Origin of the sequence: Leifsonia sp. 1010 (genome assembly GCF_031455295.1) — a bacterium.
In the GTDB taxonomy this organism is placed as follows: Bacteria; Actinomycetota; Actinomycetes; order Actinomycetales; family Microbacteriaceae; genus Leifsonia.
In genome coordinates this window covers 289,954-309,260 of record NZ_JAVDSL010000003.1, presented here as the reverse complement: position 1 = coordinate 309,260, position 19,307 = coordinate 289,954, and the positions used below count along the sequence as shown (strand labels likewise).

Annotated in this window: 15 protein-coding genes; 8 read left to right on the top strand and 7 right to left on the bottom strand. The window is 70.1% G+C overall.

Annotation, left to right across the window (positions count from 1 at the left end; genetic code table 11):
- Positions 1-80 precede the first annotated feature (80 nt).
- Genes alr through J2Y42_RS15025 form a run of 3 tightly spaced genes read right to left on the bottom strand, consistent with a single transcriptional unit; the run spans position 81 to position 2,149 of the window.
- The gene (alr, locus tag J2Y42_RS15035) at positions 81-1,157 is read right to left on the bottom strand and encodes an alanine racemase (RefSeq protein ID WP_309860120.1); all 1,077 of its coding nucleotides are present in this window, start codon (positions 1,155-1,157) and stop codon (positions 81-83) included.
- Positions 1,154-1,876 (bottom strand): alanine racemase C-terminal domain-containing protein, encoded by a 723-nt coding sequence (locus J2Y42_RS15030; protein WP_309860118.1) that lies wholly within the window; start codon positions 1,874-1,876, stop codon positions 1,154-1,156. The genes alr and J2Y42_RS15030 overlap by 4 nt, the downstream gene beginning before the upstream one ends.
- A 36-nt stretch (positions 1,877-1,912) precedes the next feature.
- Positions 1,913-2,149: a hypothetical protein gene (locus J2Y42_RS15025; protein ID WP_018191296.1), complete on the bottom strand. Its 237-nt coding sequence runs from the start codon at positions 2,147-2,149 to the stop codon at positions 1,913-1,915.
- A gap of 215 nt (positions 2,150-2,364) precedes the next feature.
- Here J2Y42_RS15025 and J2Y42_RS15020 point away from each other — a divergent pair, with 215 nt between their 5' ends.
- Positions 2,365-4,461 (top strand): DNA topoisomerase IV subunit B, encoded by a 2,097-nt coding sequence (locus J2Y42_RS15020; RefSeq protein ID WP_309860116.1) that lies wholly within the window; start codon positions 2,365-2,367, stop codon positions 4,459-4,461.
- 109 nt (positions 4,462-4,570) lie between these two features.
- Here J2Y42_RS15020 and J2Y42_RS15015 read toward each other — a convergent pair whose 3' ends face one another.
- On the bottom strand, positions 4,571-7,057 hold the full coding sequence (locus tag J2Y42_RS15015; RefSeq protein ID WP_309860114.1) for a DNA topoisomerase IV subunit A: 2,487 nt from the start codon (positions 7,055-7,057) through the stop codon (positions 4,571-4,573).
- An 84-nt stretch (positions 7,058-7,141) separates the two neighbouring features.
- Between J2Y42_RS15015 and J2Y42_RS15010 the strand changes: the two genes are divergently transcribed.
- On the top strand, positions 7,142-8,266 hold the full coding sequence (locus tag J2Y42_RS15010; RefSeq protein ID WP_309860368.1) for an alkaline phosphatase family protein: 1,125 nt from the start codon (positions 7,142-7,144) through the stop codon (positions 8,264-8,266).
- Here the strand turns inward: J2Y42_RS15010 and J2Y42_RS15005 are convergent.
- Positions 8,214-9,503: an acyltransferase gene (locus J2Y42_RS15005; protein WP_309860112.1), complete on the bottom strand. Its 1,290-nt coding sequence runs from the start codon at positions 9,501-9,503 to the stop codon at positions 8,214-8,216. The genes J2Y42_RS15010 and J2Y42_RS15005 overlap by 53 nt on opposite strands.
- Before the next feature lie 55 nt (positions 9,504-9,558).
- Positions 9,559-10,734 (bottom strand): septation protein SepH, encoded by a 1,176-nt coding sequence (gene sepH / locus J2Y42_RS15000; protein WP_309860110.1) that lies wholly within the window; start codon positions 10,732-10,734, stop codon positions 9,559-9,561.
- Positions 10,735-10,937: 203 nt separating this feature from the next.
- On the opposite strand from sepH, the gene J2Y42_RS14995 reads away from it, so the two are divergent.
- Positions 10,938-11,231 carry a DUF4193 domain-containing protein gene (locus J2Y42_RS14995; RefSeq protein WP_026307201.1) on the top strand — a complete coding sequence of 98 codons (294 nt, stop codon included), beginning with the start codon at positions 10,938-10,940 and terminating at the stop codon, positions 11,229-11,231.
- 11 nt (positions 11,232-11,242) lie between these two features.
- On the opposite strand, the gene J2Y42_RS14990 is transcribed toward J2Y42_RS14995, so the two are convergent.
- Positions 11,243-11,689: a DUF3093 domain-containing protein gene (locus J2Y42_RS14990; RefSeq protein ID WP_309860106.1), complete on the bottom strand. Its 447-nt coding sequence runs from the start codon at positions 11,687-11,689 to the stop codon at positions 11,243-11,245.
- Positions 11,690-11,729: 40 nt separating this feature from the next.
- On the opposite strand from J2Y42_RS14990, the gene dut reads away from it, so the two are divergent.
- The 5 genes from dut (at position 11,730) to acnA (ending at position 19,035) form a co-directional block, all read left to right on the top strand.
- On the top strand, positions 11,730-12,188 hold the full coding sequence (gene dut / locus J2Y42_RS14985) for a dUTP diphosphatase (RefSeq protein WP_309860104.1): 459 nt from the start codon (positions 11,730-11,732) through the stop codon (positions 12,186-12,188).
- A 65-nt stretch (positions 12,189-12,253) separates the two neighbouring features.
- Entirely contained in the window at positions 12,254-12,862 is a 609-nt protein-coding gene (locus J2Y42_RS14980; RefSeq protein ID WP_309860366.1) for a DUF3710 domain-containing protein, read from the top strand.
- 9 nt (positions 12,863-12,871) lie between these two features.
- Positions 12,872-13,654, top strand: a complete 783-nt coding sequence (locus J2Y42_RS14975; RefSeq protein WP_309860102.1) for a DUF3159 domain-containing protein — start codon at positions 12,872-12,874, stop codon at positions 13,652-13,654.
- A gap of 37 nt (positions 13,655-13,691) precedes the next feature.
- Positions 13,692-16,067, top strand: coding sequence for a cation-translocating P-type ATPase (locus J2Y42_RS14970; protein WP_309860100.1), 2,376 nt, complete (start codon positions 13,692-13,694; stop codon positions 16,065-16,067).
- 139 nt (positions 16,068-16,206) lie between these two features.
- Positions 16,207-19,035 (top strand): aconitate hydratase AcnA, encoded by a 2,829-nt coding sequence (gene acnA / locus J2Y42_RS14965; RefSeq protein ID WP_309860099.1) that lies wholly within the window; start codon positions 16,207-16,209, stop codon positions 19,033-19,035.
- Positions 19,036-19,307: the final 272 nt, after the last annotated feature.

Genomic DNA, 19,307 nt, shown 5'->3' with positions numbered 1-19,307 from the left:
CGACCCACACCAACGGCTCCTGACTTTTTCGCTCCCAGCCCGGCGTTTCGGCCGAAAAACTCAGGAGCTGTCGGCTGGGGTCAGTTGACGTAAACGCGGGGGACCCGGGTCGCGACGCCGGTGATCATCTCGTCGGCGATCGTCTCCGCCCAGTCGGCGTACTTCTCGGCGGTGGGCTCGCCATCCGTGCCCGGGCCGAACAGGATCGCGGTGTCGCCGACCTCGACGCGGTGCGCGCCCGCATCCACCAGCATGCTGTCGGCGGCGACCTCGATGACGGGGCAGCGGCGGCCGTTCAGCTGAATGGATGTCTTGGCGATTCCCAGTGTCGGAACGCCGTCGGCGTAGCCGATCCCGAGCCGGGCGTGCGTCGTACCGCCGACGTGCACCTCGGTGACGGGAGCCTCCAGTCGCATCGCGGGGATGAGGCCCAGCTCGCCGCCGCTCGAGTCGTCGAAGGGGGAGAAACCGTACGCGGCGATGCCGAAGCGCACGAAGTCGAAGCGCGCCTCCGGCATCCGGATGCCCGCGGAGCTCGCGGCCAGGTGCAGCACCTGGAACGATGCTCCCAGGCGCTCCGCCTGGACGACCGCGGAGCGGAACTCGGCCAGGGCGGCCTCGTCGTCGGCGAGCGAGGCGTCGGCCAGATGGGACCAGGCGGCACGGATGCGGACGATGCCGCGCTCCTGCAGGTCGAGGGCGGCACGGATGAGACCCGGCCACTCCTCACGGGTGGCGCCGTTGCGACTGAGGCCCGTATCCACCTTCAGATGCACCACCGCGGGACGGTCGGCACCCGCCGCGGCGATGGCCTCCAGCTGCCACACGGCTGAGATGCCGAGCTCGATGTCGGCCTCGATGCCCGCGCGCCAGTCGGTGTCCTGGCCGTGCAGCCAGGCGAGCACCGGGACGGTGACACCCGCGCGCCGGAGGACGAGCCCGGCCGGGATCTCCAGCACGGCGAGCGAGGTCGCCCCGGCCTCGAGTCCCGCCTCGGCGACCGGGAGGAGTCCGTGGCCGTAGGCGTCCGCTTTCACGGCGAGCATGGTCTGCGCCGGCGCGATCAGTCGCGTCAGGTGGGCGACGTTGTGCCGCACTGCGGCGAGGTCGATGACGGCGCGGGGGAGCGGCTCGGCGACGGCGTCCACGATGGTCACGCGCTGTACGTCCTCTCGATGCGCCGGCCCAGCCGGCTCGTGATGACCGGAGCGGCGACGCCCAGCGCATCCGCCCAGTCCCGCACGGTCGGTTCTCCGCGGTCTGGGTCGCCGAACAGGATGACGGGGTCGCCGGGCTCGGCGGAGTCGTCGCCGATGTCGACGACGAACTGGTCCATGGCGATCCGTCCGGTGATGCGGCCGACGGTGTCGCCGACCTTCACGGGCGCCTTGTTGGAGGCGACACGCAGGATGCCGTCGGCGTAGCCGAGTGCGACCAGCACGAGGGTGCTCGGCCGGGCGGTGCGGTACGTGTAGCCGTAGGAGACGCCGCGATCGGCGGGGACGCGCTTGACAGCGATGACCTCGCCCTCGAGGCGCATGGCTGGGGCGGACGCGCGGTCGGCGTCGAGCCCGAGGAGTTCAGGACCGAGGAGGGCGCCTGCGGGCGTGGACGCGGGCTGGCGGCTGCCGACGGTCGCCTCGACGGGCAGGCCCTCGTCGGCGATGGCGGCGGCATCCTCGACCCGGGAGACGAGAAAACCGCCGACCCCCGCATCCGTCAGCGCACGAGCCACGGGGATGAGCCCGTGTCCGTACGCGTCGGCGCGGAGATCGGCGGTGCAGTCGGGGAGCGATGCGAGGGCCGCGGCTGCCGTCGAGCGGATGACGGAGAGGTCGATGTGGGCGCGTCTGCGCACACCCGTTCCTGGTGTCATCCTCCGGTCAGCCTCGCGATTCGCGATGCGGCCGCGTTACGCGCGCTGCTCTTCGAACAGGCGAGCGGTCTCGTCATGCCAGCTGTGGGCGATCTGAGACAGCTTCTCCTGGTGCTTCTTGCCGTGGTGGGCGCAGAAGAGAAGTTCGCCGTTATTGACAACGACACGGATGTACGCCTGCGCGCCGCAGCTGTCGCAACGGTCCGCGGCCGTCAACTGCGGCCCCGATGCGAGCTCGTCAACCGCCCCGTTCTCCGAGGTGAGTGTCGACATGTGATGCTCCTTTCCGTCGCAACCGCTTGAACTCGGTACGTCTATAGAACCACGGATGCTCGGCAATCTGGCGCGCATTGGCTGCTATTTCGCTCAACGCGTAGCCTCGGCTCCGGACTCGTGTCGGTGACGTAGGCTGCGCCGCCCGGCGCTTACTCTGGAGAGGCACGTGCGTCCGCACCCGGATGGGCGCACCGGAACCACAAGGAGCACCCGTGGCGAGTTCGGACTATTCGGCCAGGCACCTCTCGGTGCTCGAGGGGCTGGAGGCCGTGCGCAAGCGCCCGGGCATGTACATCGGCTCCACCGACTCCCGCGGCCTGATGCACTGCCTGTGGGAGATCATCGACAACTCGGTGGATGAGGCTCTCGCCGGTCACGGGTCCGACATCGAGGTCATCCTGCACGCCGACGACAGCGTCGAGGTGCGCGACCGCGCCCGCGGCATCCCGGTCGACATCGAGCCGAAGACCGGACTCTCGGGCGTCGAGGTCGTCTTCACCAAGCTGCACGCCGGCGGGAAGTTCGGCAGCGGGTCGTACGCGGCCTCCGGTGGCCTGCACGGCGTCGGCGCCTCGGTCGTCAACGCCCTGTCGGAGCGCCTCGACGTCGAGGTCGACCGCGACGGCAAGACGTGGGCCATGTCCTTCCACCGGGGCGAGCCCGGCACCTTCGACGACAAGAAGGGCGAGCCGGGACCGGACAGCCCGTTCACACCGTTCGTCAGCGGCAGCGAGCTGCGGGTCGTCGGCAGGGTGGCGAAGGGTGTGACCGGTACGCGCATCCGCTATTGGGCCGACCGCCAGATCTTCACCAAGGGCGCCGAGTTCTCGACGGACGACCTCGTCGGGCGCGCCCGGCAGACGGCGTTCCTCGTCCCCGGCCTCTCCATCTCCATCGACGACAAGCGGCCGGGAACGGACGGCGCGGAGACGGGCCGCGCGACTTTCCGCTACGAGGGCGGCATCTCGGAGTTCGTCGACTTCCTCGCGCCGGACAGCCCCATCACGGACACCTGGCGGCTCACCGGCGATGGGCACTTCACCGAGACCGTTCCCGTGCTGTCGGAGACCGGCGCCATGCTGCCCACCGAGCTGAGACGAGACTGCCAGGTCGACATCGCACTGCGCTGGGGCACCGGATACGACACGGTCATGCGCAGCTTCGTCAACATCATCGCGACGCCGAAGGGCGGCAGCCACCAGGCCGGGTTCGACCAGGGGATGCTCAAGTTCCTCCGCCAGCAGGTGGAGCAGAACGCGCGCCGGCTGAAGGCCGGGAACGACAAGCTCGAGAAGGACGACGTCATGGCCGGTCTCACGGCCGTCCTCACCGTCCGCCTCCCGGAGCCGCAGTTCGAGGGCCAGACCAAGGAGATCCTCGGTACTCCCGCCGTGCGTGCGATCGTCGCCAACGTCGTCCAGAAGGCCATGGCCGAGCGGTTCGGGTCGTCGAAGCGCGACGACAAAGCGCAGTCGGCCCTCGTGCTCGACAAGGTCGTCGCCGAGATGAAGTCCCGGATCTCCGCGCGCGCCCACAAGGAGACGCAGCGCAGGAAGAACGCGCTGGAGACCTCCTCCCTCCCCGCGAAGCTGGTCGACTGCCGCTCCAACGACGTCGCCAACAGCGAGCTGTTCATCGTCGAGGGCGACTCCGCGCTCGGCACCGCCCGGCGGGCGCGAGACAGCGAGTACCAGGCGCTGCTGCCCATCCGCGGCAAGATCCTGAACGTGCAGAAGGCATCGATCTCGGACATGCTGTCGAACGCCGAGTGCGCGGCGATCATCCAGGTCATCGGCGCCGGCTCCGGTCGCAGTTTCGATCTGTCGGTCGCCCGGTACGGCAAGGTCATCATCATGTCGGATGCGGATGTCGACGGCGCGCACATCCGGACGCTGCTGCTGACGCTGTTCTTCCGCTACATGCGGCCGATGATCGAGGAGGGCCGCGTCTTCGCCGCGGTGCCGCCGCTGCATCGCGTCGTGGTCGTCAACCCCGGGTCGAAGCCGAACGAGACGATCTACACGTACTCGGAGGCGGAGCTGCAGGCGGTGCTCGCGGACCTCAAGAAGCGCGGCAAGAAGTACCAGGAGCCCATCCAGCGGTACAAGGGACTCGGCGAGATGGATGCGGACCAGCTGGCGACCACGACGATGGATCGCGCCCACCGCACCCTGCGCCGGGTGCGTGTCCCCGACGCCGAGGCGGCGAACCGCGTCTTCGAGCTGCTGATGGGCAACGACGTCGCCCCGCGCAAGGAGTTCATCATCGCGGGCGCCGACGACCTCAGCCGGTCGCGCATCGACGCCTAGCCCCTCACCGCCCCCCCCAAGCCACAGCTCCTGAGTTTTTCGCAGTTTCCGCCGCCTTCGGCGCGAAAAACTCAGGAGCTGTTGGCTTGGGACGGGGGATCGGGGACGGTCAGCCGATGCGGCGGCCGATGGAGCCGACGACCGTGTCCAGCGGGGTGCCCGAGCCGTCGCGCCGCGAGCCGCCCTCGGGGAGGGTCCGCGCGACGCCGTCCGGCGCGACCGCGTGAGCGGGCGCCGGGCCGGCCCAGGCGAGCACCAGCTCGCTCTCGCCCTTGAGGAACCGCTGCGCGCGCACACCGCCGGTCGCGCGTCCCTTCGCCGGGAACTCCGCGAAGTCGCTGACCTTCGCCGTGCCGGGGTCGGCGCCGGGAAGCGTGGCGTCGCTGGCAGCGATGGTCGCGACCACCGCTGTCTCCGCCTCCTCGGCCGAGACGGCGCCGAAGTAGATGACGCGCGCGCCCGCACCGAGGTTGATTCCCGCCATGCCGCCGGCCGCGCGGCCCTGAGGACGCACGCTCGACGCGGCGAATCGCAGCAGCTGGGCGTCGCTGGCGACGAACACGAGCTCGTCCGCGTCCGTGACCGTCGTGGCGCCGACGACCTCGTCGCCGTCCTTGAGCGAGATGATCTCGAACTCCGGCTTGTTCGCCCAATCGCCCGCCGCCACGCGCTTGACGACACCCTGCGCGGTGCCGAGCGCGATCGTGCGCTCCGAGTCGAGTGACGCGAGCGCGAGGATGCGCTCCTTCTTGTCGGCGAGCGCGAGGTAGTCGCCGACCTTCACCCCCGCTGCCAGCTGGATGGAGTTCGCCGGCACCGCGGGAAGGTCGACGGGGGAGAAGCGGATGAGCCGGCCGCGGTTCGTCACGGCGCCGATCTCGCTGCGGCTGGTGGTGTCCAGCTGCGACAGGATGGCATCGTGCTTGCTGCGGCGTGCCGGCGCTTGGATGCGGTCGAGGCCGCCCTCCGCTCCGTCGGCGCCCGAGACCGCGTCCACGCGCAGGATGCGCCCGGTCGTCGACAGGAACACGCGCGTGGGCACGTCGGCGACCTCGAGCTGTACGTTCGCCGCCTTGCTGCGCGATGCTCCGGCGATCGACGGCTTGGCCTCGGTGAGCAGGGTGCGGCGCGGGGTGCCGAAGGTGGCGGCGACCCGCTCCAACTCGTCCGACACGAGGTCGTTGATGGCCTGACGCGACGCGAGCAGCGCCTCCAGCTCGTCGATCTCGCGGCGGAGCTGGTCGCGCTCGGTCTCGAGCTCGATCCGGCTGAACTTGGTGAGGCGGCGCAGCCGCAGCTCGAGGATGTAGTCGGCCTGCAGCGTGCTGAGGTCGAACACCTGCATCAGGCGTCCGCGCGCCTGCTCCGTGTCGTCCGAGGTGCGGATGACCTGGATGACCTCGTCGATGTCGAGGATGGCGATGAGCAGGCCCTCGACCAGGTGCAGCCGCTCTTTGCGGCGGGCGAGGCGGAACTGCGAGCGGCGGGTGACCACGCTGATGCGGTGGTCGAGGTACACCTGCAGCAGGTCGGTCAGGCCGAGCGTCTGCGGTCCGCCGGCGACCAGGGCGACGTTGTTGATCGCGAAGCCCTCTTCGAGCGGCGTGTACCGGTACAGCTGTTCGAGCACCGCCTCCGGGCTGAACCCGGTCTTGAGGCCGATGACCAGTCGGAGGCCGTTCTGGCGGTCGGAGAGGTCGGTGACGTCGGAGATGCCGTTGAGCTTCTTGGCGTTGACGCCGTCCTTGATCTTCTCGATCACCTTCTCCGGGCCCACCAGGTAGGGCAGCTCGGTGACGACGAGGCCGCTCTTGCGGGCGGTGATGGATTCGACGGTCACCTTGGCGCGCATGCGGAAGCTGCCGCGGCCGGTGGCGTAGGCGTCGCGCACACCGGCGAGCCCGGCGATCGTCCCACCGCCGGGGAGGTCGGGGCCGGGGACGTACTCCATCAGGTCGTCGAGGGTGGCGTCCGGGTTCTCGAGGAGGTGCCGGGCGGCGCCGACGACCTCGATGAGGTTGTGCGGCGCCATGTTCGTGGCCATTCCGACGGCGATACCGCTCGCGCCGTTGACGAGGAGGTTGGGGAAGGCGGCGGGCAGCACGTCCGGCTGCATCAGCTGGTTGTCGTAATTGGGGACGAAGTCGACGACGTCCTCGTCGAGGTCCTCGGTCATCGCGAGCGCCGCGGCGGCCAGGCGCGCCTCGGTGTACCGGGCGGCCGCGGGGCCGTCGTCGAGCGAACCGAAGTTGCCGTGCCCGTCGACCAGCGGGACGCGGAGGGTGAAGTCCTGCGCCATCCGCACCAGGGCGTCGTAGATGGCGCCGTCGCCGTGCGGGTGCAGCTTTCCCATGACCTCACCGGTCACACGTGCCGACTTGACGTGGCCGCGGTCCGGGCGCAGGCCCATCTCCGTCATCATGTAGAGGATGCGGCGCTGCACGGGCTTGAGGCCGTCGCGGGCGTCCGGGAGGGCCCGCGAGTAGATCACCGAGTAGGCGTATTCGAGGAACGAGCCCTGCATCTCGGTCGTGACATCGACGTCTTCGATGCGTTCCGTCGTTCCGGCGGCGGGCTTGTCGTCTGCAGGTGTCATTCGGGCATTCTGTGCGGTGCGAAGGGGCGGGGGCGGCTTGTCAGGCGGCGGGATCGCTGTGCCAGACTGGGCCGGATGCCCCCCATGCTACCGGCCGCGTTCACGACGAGAGCGAGCCTCGCCACGGTTCTGCCGAGTTCGCTCGCCGCGCTCTCCGGCGAGACGAACGACCTGGGACTGCCGCGGATGGAGCATGTCGTCGTCATCGTGGTGGACGGGCTCGGCGCCGCCGCCCTCCGCGCCCGCGCCGGGCACGCGAGGACGCTCGCCCCGCTGCTCGGGAAGACGACGACGATCGACGCGGGCTTCCCGACGACGACGGCCGCTGCCCTGGCCACATTGACCACGGGGACGACGCCCGGCAAGCACGGCCTGGTCGGCTACCGCGTGCGCGACGGCGCCGGCCGTCTGACCAACCAGTTGACCGGCTGGGACGAGCGGATGGATCCGGCGACCTGGCAGCGCTCGACCACGGTGTTCGAGCGGGCCGCGGAGCAGGGCGTCCGCCCGCGCGCGATCGCGCTCCCGAAGTTCGCGGGCACGGGATTCACCGCGGCCGTGCTGCGCGGAGCGGAGTTCGTCGGCGTGCAGTCGATGGCCGACCGGTTCGCCGCGGCGGCCGACGTGCTGGCGACCGCGGGGCCGGGCCTCACCTATCTCTACGTCGCCGAACTCGACCAGCTGGCGCACGCCCGCGGCTGGGAGTCGCCGGAGTGGACGGCCGCCCTGGAGACCCTGGATGCGCTGGTCGCCGACTTCGCCCGCCGCCTCGGCCCGGGCCGCGGCGCACTGCTGACGGCCGATCACGGCGCGGTGGATGTGCCGGAAAGCGGCCACATCCTGTACGACACCGCGCCCGAGCTGCTGCAGGACCTGGCGGACATCGCCGGCGAGCCCCGCCTGCTCCACCTCTACGTCGAGGACGGCGCCTCTCCGGTTGCCGTCGCCGAGCGCTGGCGCGACGCCGAAGGCGACCGGTCGTGGGTGGCGACGCGTGCCGAGGCGGTGGACGCGGGCTGGTTCGGCGAGCGGGTCGATCCCGAGGTCGCGCCGCGGATCGGGGATGTGCTGGTCGCCGCACGCAAGCGCATCGCGTACTACGACGGCCGCGACCCGCAGCGGACCGGCCGCAACATGGTCGGCCAGCACGGCTCGCTCACGCCGGAGGAGACGCGGGTTCCGCTGCTGCGGTTCGGAGCGGCAGGCTGAGTTCCGCGGTGACCGGATGCGCCACGTGCGTCGACGAGGACGCTGGGGCGGTGTTCTCGGCGACGGGTGCCGCCTCGCCGGCCGGTCCGTTGGCGCGCCGGAAGCGCTGCACCCAGTAGGCGAACCCACGGCCCGGTCCCCAGCCCTTCAGCGACATGGCCGGGCTCTCCACGTAGCGCCAGCTGAGCCAGGAGAGGCCGAGCGTGATCGCGGCGGCTCCGAGTATCATCGGGATGACGCCGAGCTTGTAGAGGCCGAAATAGGCGAGCGTCTGCTGAACCGGGAAGGCGTAGAGGTAGACGCCGTAGGAGATGTCGTTCTTCTGCCCGACCTTCCGCAGCCGGCCGGGGATCGCGGAGCCGAGCCAGAGCACGAAGTAGACACCGGCCGGGACGCCGACGACGGCATATCCGCCGTTGAGCAGGGTCCAGACGAGCACGACACCGGCCGCGATGCCGAAGCGCGGTGTCAGCGGGATGGAGCGGGAGTAGACCGCGAACACGGCGCCCACCGCGAAGGGATAGGCGAGCGAGAGGAACTCCGGGTTGCCGAGGGGCGGGAGGACCGCACCCATCGTGCCCGGGCTCACCAGCTGGACGATCTGCCCGGCGAAGATCACGACCGCGACCGCGACGACCACCGGCCTGGCCTTCGTGAGGACGCCGGCGACCAGCAGGATGGCGACCATCAGATAGCAGGCCCATTCGTGGCTGAGGGTCCACATCGAGCCGTTGAAGACGCTGATGCCGGTGTGCAGGCCGTACGGAGTCGAGTGCTGGAAGACGTCGAGGATGCCCCAGGTGCCGACGGTCAGCGTCCAGTTGGACCCGATGTAGTGCCAGGGGCTGGCGGCGGAGCGCGCGAAGTACTCGGGGAGCGAATGGCCGTCCAGCATCCAGATGACCGGTCCGAGGGCCAGCGCGGAGAGCAGCAGCACGAGCAGGAACGCGGGGAAGATGCGAAGGACGCGGCGCCAGAGGAACTGCATCACGTCGGCGGACATCCCGCTCTTCGTGATGAGGTAGCCGCTGATGGCGAAGAACCCGCCGACGGCGAGTCCGCCGAGCGTCGTCTGACCGCGGCTGATCCCGCTTCCGGGGTCGTGTCCGAACCCGCCGAGCGGCCAGGTGTGCGAGACCAGGACCGCCAGGGCGAGGACGAGCCGGATCAGCCCGAGCGCGTTGTCATGTCCGCGCAGGGCAGAACTGATCGTCCGTGCAGGGTCGGTTGGAAGCATTCCCACAGGATAAAGGACGATCGACGACGTCCCGACACCCCGGAACGGCGATCCCTCAAGCCAGGTCGTCGTCCGTTCGGGCGCCGAAGACGATCTCGTCCCAGCTCGGCATGGCGGCCCGGCCCTTCTTGCGCGAGGAGGGCTGCGGGCCGGAGTCGTTCGACGGACCGCCGTTCGACGGACCGCCGTTGGACGGACCGCTCGGCGGCGCCGGAACGTCGAGGGGGAGCGGCGGCTGCTCCGCCGCGGGCGGACGCTCGTCGATGAGACGGAACGGCGTCGCGGCGGGCGTCGGGGTGACCGGGGCCTCGGTCGACGCCGTCGGCACGACATCCAACGGGGTCGCATCGCTCGGCGTCGGGCGGTCCTCGTAGCCGGCGGCCTCCCGCTCGCCGCGGCGGCGCCGCAGGGCCTCCAGCAGGTCGGCGGTCTGGTGCAGGTCGCGCGGGGCTCCGTCGTCGGCGCGCTTGATGGCCGAGACGGTGATCGAGTTGTTGGCGCCGGGCGTCCGGCCCTGCGGCAGCGGCTCGATGGGCGCGGTGATCTCCGGGCCCATCAGGTCGGCGGCCGGGGCGGGGAACGTGAAGGCTCCGCTGTCGAAGCGGGAGTTGTCCGGCTCGCCCTCGTGCGGCAGCACGGCACGGAGCCGGGGGATGAGGGAGCCGCCGCGCAGCTCGCCGGCCTGCGACAGGGTGGTCGCCTCCGAGTTGAGCGGTGCGAGGGCGTGCTTGCGCGCGTCGTACGACCAGCGTGCGTCGTGGTCGATCGTGTCGGCCGTGAACTCCAGCTTCACGATCCAGCCGGTCTCGCTGTCCTTCCAGCTCGCCCAGCGCTCGCCCGCGACGCCGAGCGACGCGAGGCGGTCGCGGATGACCGACCCGAACGTCTCGGCCTCGCCCAGCGGGTCGACGGCGTCGGAGGTGTGCACGGGGACGCTGAGGGCGCTCGCGACGATGTGCTCGCGCTCGGCGATGATCGGTCCCTCGAAGCGCTGCACGTACTCCAGCGGGGCTCCGGTGACCGCTGCGACGTCCTCGGCGGACATGCCGGAACGGATGTGGGCCTGCACTTCACGCGGTGAGAGTTTGGGCGCGTCGGCGGGCGTCTCCTGCCGCACCTGGCGCACCTTCGACTGCAACGCCTCGTCCACGGCGATGCGGAAACGCTCACCGTCGTCGCCGACGGCGACCAGTGCGCCGTTCTCGACCCCGATGACCTTCAAATCCTGCATGTGGATTGCCTTCCGAGCTCGTTCGTACGGCCCCAGGATGCCACGGAGCAGAAGGCATTCCGGGGAATACAGCGGGCGTGCCGGAAGTTGCACACCGAGCAATGCTGAGAGGCTCCTGTTTGGTTTTGCTATTCAGGGGCGATTGATGCAAACTATGGCCGCCGATTGCGAGAATCGGCCGTTACGACGAGAAGTGGATGGGCATGGCAACGGATTACGACGCACCGCGGAAGACCGAGGACGACTCCGAGTCGATCGAGGCCCTCAAGGAGCGTGTCCCGGACAAGATGTCGGGGGTCGTCGACGTCGAAGACGCTGACAACCCCGGCGGATACGAGCTCCCCGGTGCCGACCTCTCCGACCTCGACCTCGACGTCGTGGTGCTGCCTCCCCAGGCGGACGAGTTCACGTGCGTGAACTGCTTCCTGGTGAAGCACCGCTCCCAGATCGATCACGAGACGAAGCTCGGACCGATCTGCGTGGAGTGCGCCGCCTGACGTCGAACGAACTAGGAACTGAGGCGAGCCTCATCGAGAACCCGGACCAGCTGGTCCGGGTTTCTTGTTGAGAGGAGCCAGTAGGGCGCCGGGTCGTCCTGATCCACGACCGGGACCTTCACGACGGGCTTGATCCAGCCGCGGATGAGCAGCCACGCGCGCGCGTCGAGCCGCCGGCCGCGCTCCTGGGTCGCGTCGTCGCCGCGGTAGGCCGTCGGCTGCCCCACGAGATCGAGCGGGATGCGCGCGTGGCCGGCGACCAGCTCCTCCTTCGTCACCCGGATGACCGGCGCGGTCGCGACGAGGAAGATCGCGAAGGCCACGTAGATCGCGATGGCGAGCACGACACCGATGGTGAAGTTGATCGGCGCGAAGACGAGCATGACCGCGGGGATGACGAGCAGGGTGGAGATGAACAGCCAGGGGGTCGCCCACAGTCGCTCTCGGTACAGGTCCATGACCTCTATTCGATCAGACTTCTGCACTAGCCTCTGACACGTGACCGATACCGTCGACGTCCCGATCATCGCCTCCTCCCTGCCCGCGTACGCGCACCCGGGCGACGCCGGCGCCGACCTGTGCGCTGCGGAGGCGGTGACGCTGGGCCCGGGGGAGCGCTTCACGATGCCGACCGGCGTGTCCATCGCCCTCCCCGACGGCTACGCCGCGTTCGTGGTCCCGCGCAGCGGCCTGGCCATGCGGCACGGCCTCACGATTGTGAACGCCCCGGGGACGGTTGATGCCGGATACCGCGGCGAGATCCGGGTGACCCTTCTCAATACCGACAGGTCGATGCCGTACGATATCGCCGTCGGCGACCGGATCGCCCAGCTGATCGTCATGCCGGTCACGCGGGCCCGGTTCATCCCCGTCGACTCCCTCCCGGACAGCCACCGCGGCACCGCGGGCTTCGGCTCGTCCGGGTACACCGTGACCGAGTCAGGAGAACACGCGTGAGCGACATCAGCGACACCCCTCGTGGAGCCGAGGAGGGCGCAGAGCTCGAGCAGCAGGACGACGGCCTGGAGGCGGAGTTCGAGAAGTCGGCCCCGCCGGACCGCGAGACCGAGGGGCCGCTCGACGAGAGCGAGGCCAACCCGGTGCGCCCCTACGTCGACCTCGGCGGGGTGAAGATCCTCCCGCGCGAGGGCCTGCACCTGCGCCTCGAGGTGGAGGAGGAGACCCAGCGCGTCGTCGCGGTCGGCCTCGACTACGCCGGCTCCACGCTGCAGGTCCAGCCGTTCGCGGCGCCGCGGTCGACCGGCCTGTGGCATGAGATCCGCGAGCAGATCACCGACCAGATCCAGCGCCAGGGCGGCCGGGTCACCGAGCGCGACGGCGCGTTCGGTCCGGAGCTCGTGGCGGAGATCCCCGTCGCCGCGCCTGACGGCGGCCCCGTCGAGACGCGCGTCGCGCGCTTCGTCGGCGTCGACGGCCCGCGCTGGTTCCTCCGCGGTGTGATCGCGGGCGACGCGGCGGTCCAGCCGGAGGCGGCCGCGCTCGTCGAAGACCTGTTCCGCAGCATCGTCGTGGTGCGCGGCTCGGTGCCCATGCCGCCGCGCGACCTCATCCCGCTGCGGATGCCGGCCGCGCCGACGACCGGCAACGAGAACGACTACTCCTCTCTCTAAGGCGCGCGCATGACCGATCAGGACCGGCCCGACCGGAAGAGCACGCCGGCCGAACCCGCCGCCACGGCGGAGGGTGCGCCGGCTCCCGCGCTGGGCGACAGCATCGCCGCGGCCGCCCGCCGCTCGGGCCTGGGGCAGCTGGCGGAGACCGACGCCTCCACGGGCGCGGCGCTCCTCGGCGCGCTCGGCGGCATCCGCGGACTGTGCGAGACGATCCTTCCCGGGCTCGTCTTCCTCATCCTCTTCACCTTCACGCAGAACGTGCCGCTGTCGATCGGCTGCTCGGTCGCCGTCGCGGTCGTCTTCACCGTGCTGCGCGTGGTCGGCAAGACACCGCTCACGCAGGCGCTGGCCGGCCTGATCGGTGTGGGCATCTCGGCGATCCTCGCGCTCATCACGGGGCGGGGCGAAGACAACTTCCTGTTCGGGATCTGGACCAACGCCGCGTACGCCGCCGGCATCCTCATCTCGATGCTGGTCCGCTGGCCGGTGATCGGCCTCGCCGCCGGCTACCTGATGGGCGACGGCGTGGCCTGGCGCAGCGACAAGCGGAAGTTCCGCGTGATGCAGGCGCTCACCTTCCTGTGGCTGCTGCTCTTCGTCGCGCGGCTCGTCGTTCAGGTACCTCTCTATCTGGCGCACACGGACGAAGCGACCAGCGCGCTCGCCCTCACCAAGCTCCTCATGGGCGTCCCGCTGTACGCGCCGCTGCTGCTCGTGACGTGGTTCGTGGTCAAGGCGCAGTTCCCGCAGAAGGCGGCCGCACCGCGCCGCACGGCCTCGGGCCGCTAGGGGCGGTCGCAGGCTCGCGGGCGACGGAGGGGGACGGATGCTGGACGCGGGGACGCAGACCGGGCTGACGGCCGCCCAGGTGGCGGAGCGGGTCGCGGCGGGTCGCGCGAACACGCAGACGCAGCCGAGCTCGCGGTCGCTGGGCGACATCCTGCGCGAGAACATCTTCACGCTGTTCAACGGCATCCTCACCGCCTGCTTCGTCGCCGTGCTGCTGCTCGGCGACCTGCGTGACGGGTTCTTCTTCGGCATCGTCGTCGTCAACGCGCTGATCGGCATCGTGCAGGAGTACCGCGCCAAGCGTGTGCTCGACCGTGCGGCGCTGCTGGCCGCACCGCACAGCCGCGTGCGCCGCGACGGAGAGGTCGCCACGGTCGCCCTGGAGGACGTCGTGATCGACGACCTGCTCGTGCTGCGCCCGGGCGATCAGATCCCCGCCGACGCCGTGGTGGTCGAGAGCACGGGGCTGTCGCTGGACGAATCGATGCTGACGGGGGAGTCGGACCCCGTGTTCAAGGATGCGGAGACGCCGCTCCTCTCCGGCTCTCACGTCGTCACCGGCACCGGCCTCGCGCTCGTCACCGCCGTCGGCGCGGATTCGTACGCCAGCCGGCTGACCAGCGAGATCCGCAAGCACTCGCTGGTGCGGTCGGAACTCCGCGAGGCGACCAACCGCATCCTGGTGTACCTGTCGTGGATCCTCGGCCCGCTCATCATCGTGACGGTGATCGGGCGCGTGCTCACCTACGGCGGCTTCTCGGAGATCTTCGTCGACGACCGCTGGCGGCGCGCGCTGCTCGACGCCGTCGCCGCGGTCGTCGGCATGATCCCGGAAGGGCTCGTTCTGCTCACGAGCCTCGCATTCGGCGTGGCTGCCATCCAGCTCGCCACCAAGAAGGTGCTCGTCCAGGAGCTCGCCGCCGTCGAGGTGCTCGCCCGCGTGGATGTGCTGTGCCTCGACAAGACCGGCACCCTGACCACCGGCGAGCTCTCCCTGCACGGCACGGAGGTCATCGGCGACGCGGCCGTCGTGGAGCTGGCCGAGACGGCGCTCGCCGCATTCGGATCGGATGAAGCGGGCAACGCGACGTCCGGGCTGCTCGGATCGCGGTTCCGCAGCGACCGGTTCCGGGTGATCCGACGCATCCCGTTCAGTTCGGCGACCAAGTACAGCGCGGTGGCGATGACGGTCGACGGCGCCGAGAGCGCGTGGGTGCTCGGCGCGCCGGAGCGCGTGCTGGAGCAGCACCCGGAGGTGCTGGCCCGCGCGACGGAGCTGGCGGCCACCGGGCTGCGCACGCTGGCCCTGGCGCGGGCGGTCGATCCGCTGCCCGCGGACGTCCACCGGCCGCTGACCGGGACGCGCGTCGAGCCCGCGCTGCTCGTGCTCCTCGCCGAGACCCTGCGGCCGGAGGCGCGCGACACCCTCGGCTACTTCCGCGAGCAGGCGGTGCGCGTCGTGGTGATGTCGGGGGACAATCCGGTCACCGTCGCGGCCATCGCGCGCGAGCTCCAGCTGGAGGGCGAGGCCGTGGATGCGTCCGCGTTGACGACCGACGAAGCGCTCGCCGAGGCGCTGGAGACCGCGAGCGTGCTCGGCCGCGTCAGCCCCGACCAGAAGCGCACGGCGGTGCGGCTGCTCAAGGAGCGGGGCCGCACGGTCGCGATGACCGGCGACGGCGTGAACGACGCGATGGCCGTGAAGGATGCCGACCTCGGCATCGCGATGGGCACCGGCACGGCCGCGACGAAGGCCGTCTCACGGGTCGTGCTGCTCGACGACCGCTTCGACCGCCTGCCCGACGTGCTCGCCTCCGGACGGCGGGTGATCGCCAACGTGGAGCGCGTCTCGAACATCTTCCTCGCGAAGACGACCTACGGCATCCTGCTGGCCCTCGTCAGCGCCGTCGTGCTCTGGCCGTTCCCGTTCCTCCCGCGCCAGCTGACGCTCGTCTCGACGCTCGCCATCGGCATCCCCTCCTTCTTCCTCGCGCTCGCGCCCAACAGGCGCATCTACACGCCCGGCGTGCTCGGCCGGGTGCTGAAGTACTCCGTGCCGACCGGCCTCATCGCCGGGGTGACGGCGATCGTCGCCTACGCGCCGCTCTACGGCAGCATCCCGCTGCACGAGGCCCGCAGCGTGACCACCGTCGCGCTGTTCTGCGTGTCGTTGTGGATCCTGTGCGTGCTCACGCGGCCGTTGACCGGGATGCGGTGGCTGCTCCTCGCCGCGGTCGCCGCCGCCTTCGCACTGGTGTGCCTCATCCCGTTCACCGCATCCTTCTTCGAGATGCATCTGCAGGCGGACGGGGCGCTGGCGTGGGGCATCGTCGTCGGCGCGGTGGGGGCCGCCGGGGTGGAGCTCTTCTACCGCTTCGCGAAGCGCCGCTCGCTGGTCTTCGACCGGCTCTGAGCGTGCTAGATTTATCTCGACGTCAAGATACTTTCCGGTTCGGCGATTTAGGGTTACCTTGCTGGAAAGGCGCTTCGACGGACGAGGAAGATGGACGAGGCGTGCGTGGACATCGCCTGCCGATGAAGGAGAGGGCATTGTGACTGCAACCGAGAACGCAGGACACGGCAGCTTCGGTGCGAAGCGGACACTGACGGTCGGGTCGAGGGACTACACGATCTTCGGGATCGACACGGTCGAGGGGTACGAGCGGCTTCCGTTCAGTCTCAAGGTCCTGCTCGAGAACCTGCTCCGCACGGAGGACGGCGCGAACATCACCGCCGACCACATCCGCGCCCTCGGCGGGTGGGACCCGACCGCCGAGCCGGACACCGAGATCCAGTACACGCCGGCCCGCGTCATCATGCAGGACTTCACCGGCGTGCCCTGCATCGTCGACCTCGCCACCATGCGCGAGGCGGTCTCCGCCCTCGGCGGCGACCCGAAGAAGATCAACCCGCTCGCCCCGGCCGAGATGGTCATCGACCACTCCGTCATCGCCGACCTGTTCGGCACGGAGAACGCGCTGGAGCGGAACACCGACCTCGAGTACGAGCGCAACGGCGAGCGGTACCAGTTCCTCCGCTGGGGCCAGACCGCCTTCGACGACTTCAAGGTCGTCCCGCCGGGCACCGGCATCGTCCACCAGGTCAACATCGAGTACCTGGCGCGCGTCACCATGACCCGCGAGGTCAACGGCGAGCTGCTCGCCTACCCGGACACCTGCGTCGGCACCGACTCGCACACCACGATGGTCAACGGCCTCGGCGTGCTCGGCTGGGGCGTCGGCGGCATCGAGGCGGAGGCGGCCATGCTCGGCCAACCCGTCTCCATGCTCATCCCCAAGGTCGTCGGCTTCAAGCTGACCGGCGCCATCCCGACCGGTGTCACCGCGACCGACGTCGTGCTGACCATCACGCAGATGCTGCGCAAGCACGGCGTGGTCGGCAAGTTCGTCGAGTTCTACGGCGCGGGCGTCGCCGAGGTCCCGCTCGCGAACCGCGCCACCATCGGCAACATGAGCCCCGAGTTCGGCTCGACCGCCGCCATGTTCCCGATCGACGACGTCACCCTCGACTACCTGCGCCTCACCGGCCGCAGCGAGGAGCAGGTCCAGCTGGTCGAGGAGTACTCCAAGGCGCAGAGCCTGTGGCACGACCCCTCCGTGGAGCCCGTCTTCAGCGAGTACCTCGAGCTCGACCTGTCGACGGTCGTCCCGTCGATCGCCGGCCCGAAGCGCCCGCAGGACCGCATCGAGCTCAGCCACGCGAAGGACCAGTTCGAGAAGGACCTCGTCGACTACGCCGACGTCTCCCACGACCTGGTCGATCTGACCATCTCCGAGTCGTTCCCCGCGTCCGACCCGGGCGAACTCCAGCCGGAGGATGCGCGCAGCAGCCACCAGCACAGCCACCACAGCCACGCGCCCAAGGCGGCATCCAACCCGGTCCCGGTGCGTCTGTCCGAGAACGGCGAGGACTTCGTCCTCGACCACGGCGCCGTCGCCATCGCGGCGATCACGTCGTGCACCAACACCTCCAACCCGTCGGTCATGCTCGCCGCGGGACTCCTCGCCCGCAATGCGGCGAAGAAGGGCCTCAAGGCGAAGCCGTGGGTCAAGACGACCCTCGCGCCGGGCTCCAAGGTCGTCACCGACTACTACGAGAAGGCCGGTCTGACGCAGGACCTCGAGGCTCTGGGCTTCTACACGGTCGGCTACGGCTGCACCACCTGCATCGGCAACTCGGGCCCGCTGCCCGAGGAGATCTCGCAGGCCGTCAACGACAACGACCTCGCCGTCACCGCGGTGCTCTCGGGCAACCGCAACTTCGAGGGCCGGATCAACCCGGACGTCAAGATGAACTACCTGGCGAGCCCGCCGCTGGTCATCGCCTACGCACTCGCCGGCTCGATGAACTTCGACTTCGAGGTCGACCCGCTGGGCACCGACACCGAGGGCAACGACGTCTTCCTCAAGGACATCTGGCCCGACGCGGCCGAGGTGCAGCAGACCATCGACTCGTCGATCAACGAGGGGATGTTCGTCAACCAGTACGCGTCCGTCTTCGAGGGCGACGAGCGCTGGAAGTCGCTGCCGACCCCGACCGGCTCGGTCTTCGAGTGGGACGAGAAGTCGACCTACGTGCGGAAGCCCCCGTACTTCGAGGGCATGACGCTCGACACGACCCCGGTCACCGACATCGTCGGCGCCCGCGTGCTCGCCAAGCTGGGCGACTCGGTCACCACCGACCACATCTCGCCCGCCGGGTCCATCAAGGCGGACAGCCCGGCCGGCCAGTACCTCACCGAGCACGGCATCGACCGCAAGGACTTCAACTCCTACGGCTCGCGCCGCGGCAACCACGAGGTGATGATCCGCGGAACCTTCGCGAACATCCGCCTGAAGAACCAGCTGCTGGACGGCGTCGAGGGCGGCTACACCCGCGACTTCACCCAGGAGGGTGCCCCGCAGTCGTTCATCTACGACGCGTCGCAGAACTACCAGGCGCAGGGCACCCCGCTCGTGATCCTCGGCGGCAAGGAGTACGGCTCCGGCTCGTCGCGCGACTGGGCGGCGAAGGGCACCAGCCTCCTCGGCGTCCGCGCGGTGATCACCGAGAGCTTCGAGCGCATCCACCGCTCGAACCTCATCGGCATGGGCGTCGTGCCGCTGCAGTTCACGGCCGGCGAGTCCGCCGACTCGCTGGGCCTCGACGGCACCGAGGTGTTCTCGATCACCGGCCTCGAGGCGCTCAACGAGGGCACCACGCCCAAGACGGTGCACGTGGTCGCCGAGCCGAGCGACAACTCGCCCGCCGGCAAGCAGACCGTCGAGTTCGACGCGGTCGTCCGCATCGACACCCCCGGTGAGGCGGACTACTACCGCAACGGCGGCATCCTGCAGTACGTGCTGCGGAGCCTCGTCTAAGCTCGCCGCGCGGAAACGGAGGTGTCGGCGGCCAGAACGGCCGTCGCCACCTCCGTTTCCCGCGTCTACGGGCGTGTCGGCCTGGTTTCTCCTCCGTTTCGCACATCGCGGCCATCGCGGCCATCGCGGCCGTGGCGGGCGGAAAGGGAGGGGAATGCTGATGACACGCCGACCACCCGCGGCATACGGAGGCGTCTGCGGACGGGCCGCGATGGGGCACCTCCGTCCGGGTCGCAGCTTCGAGGAGGGAACACGCGTTGTCAAGGGGACCG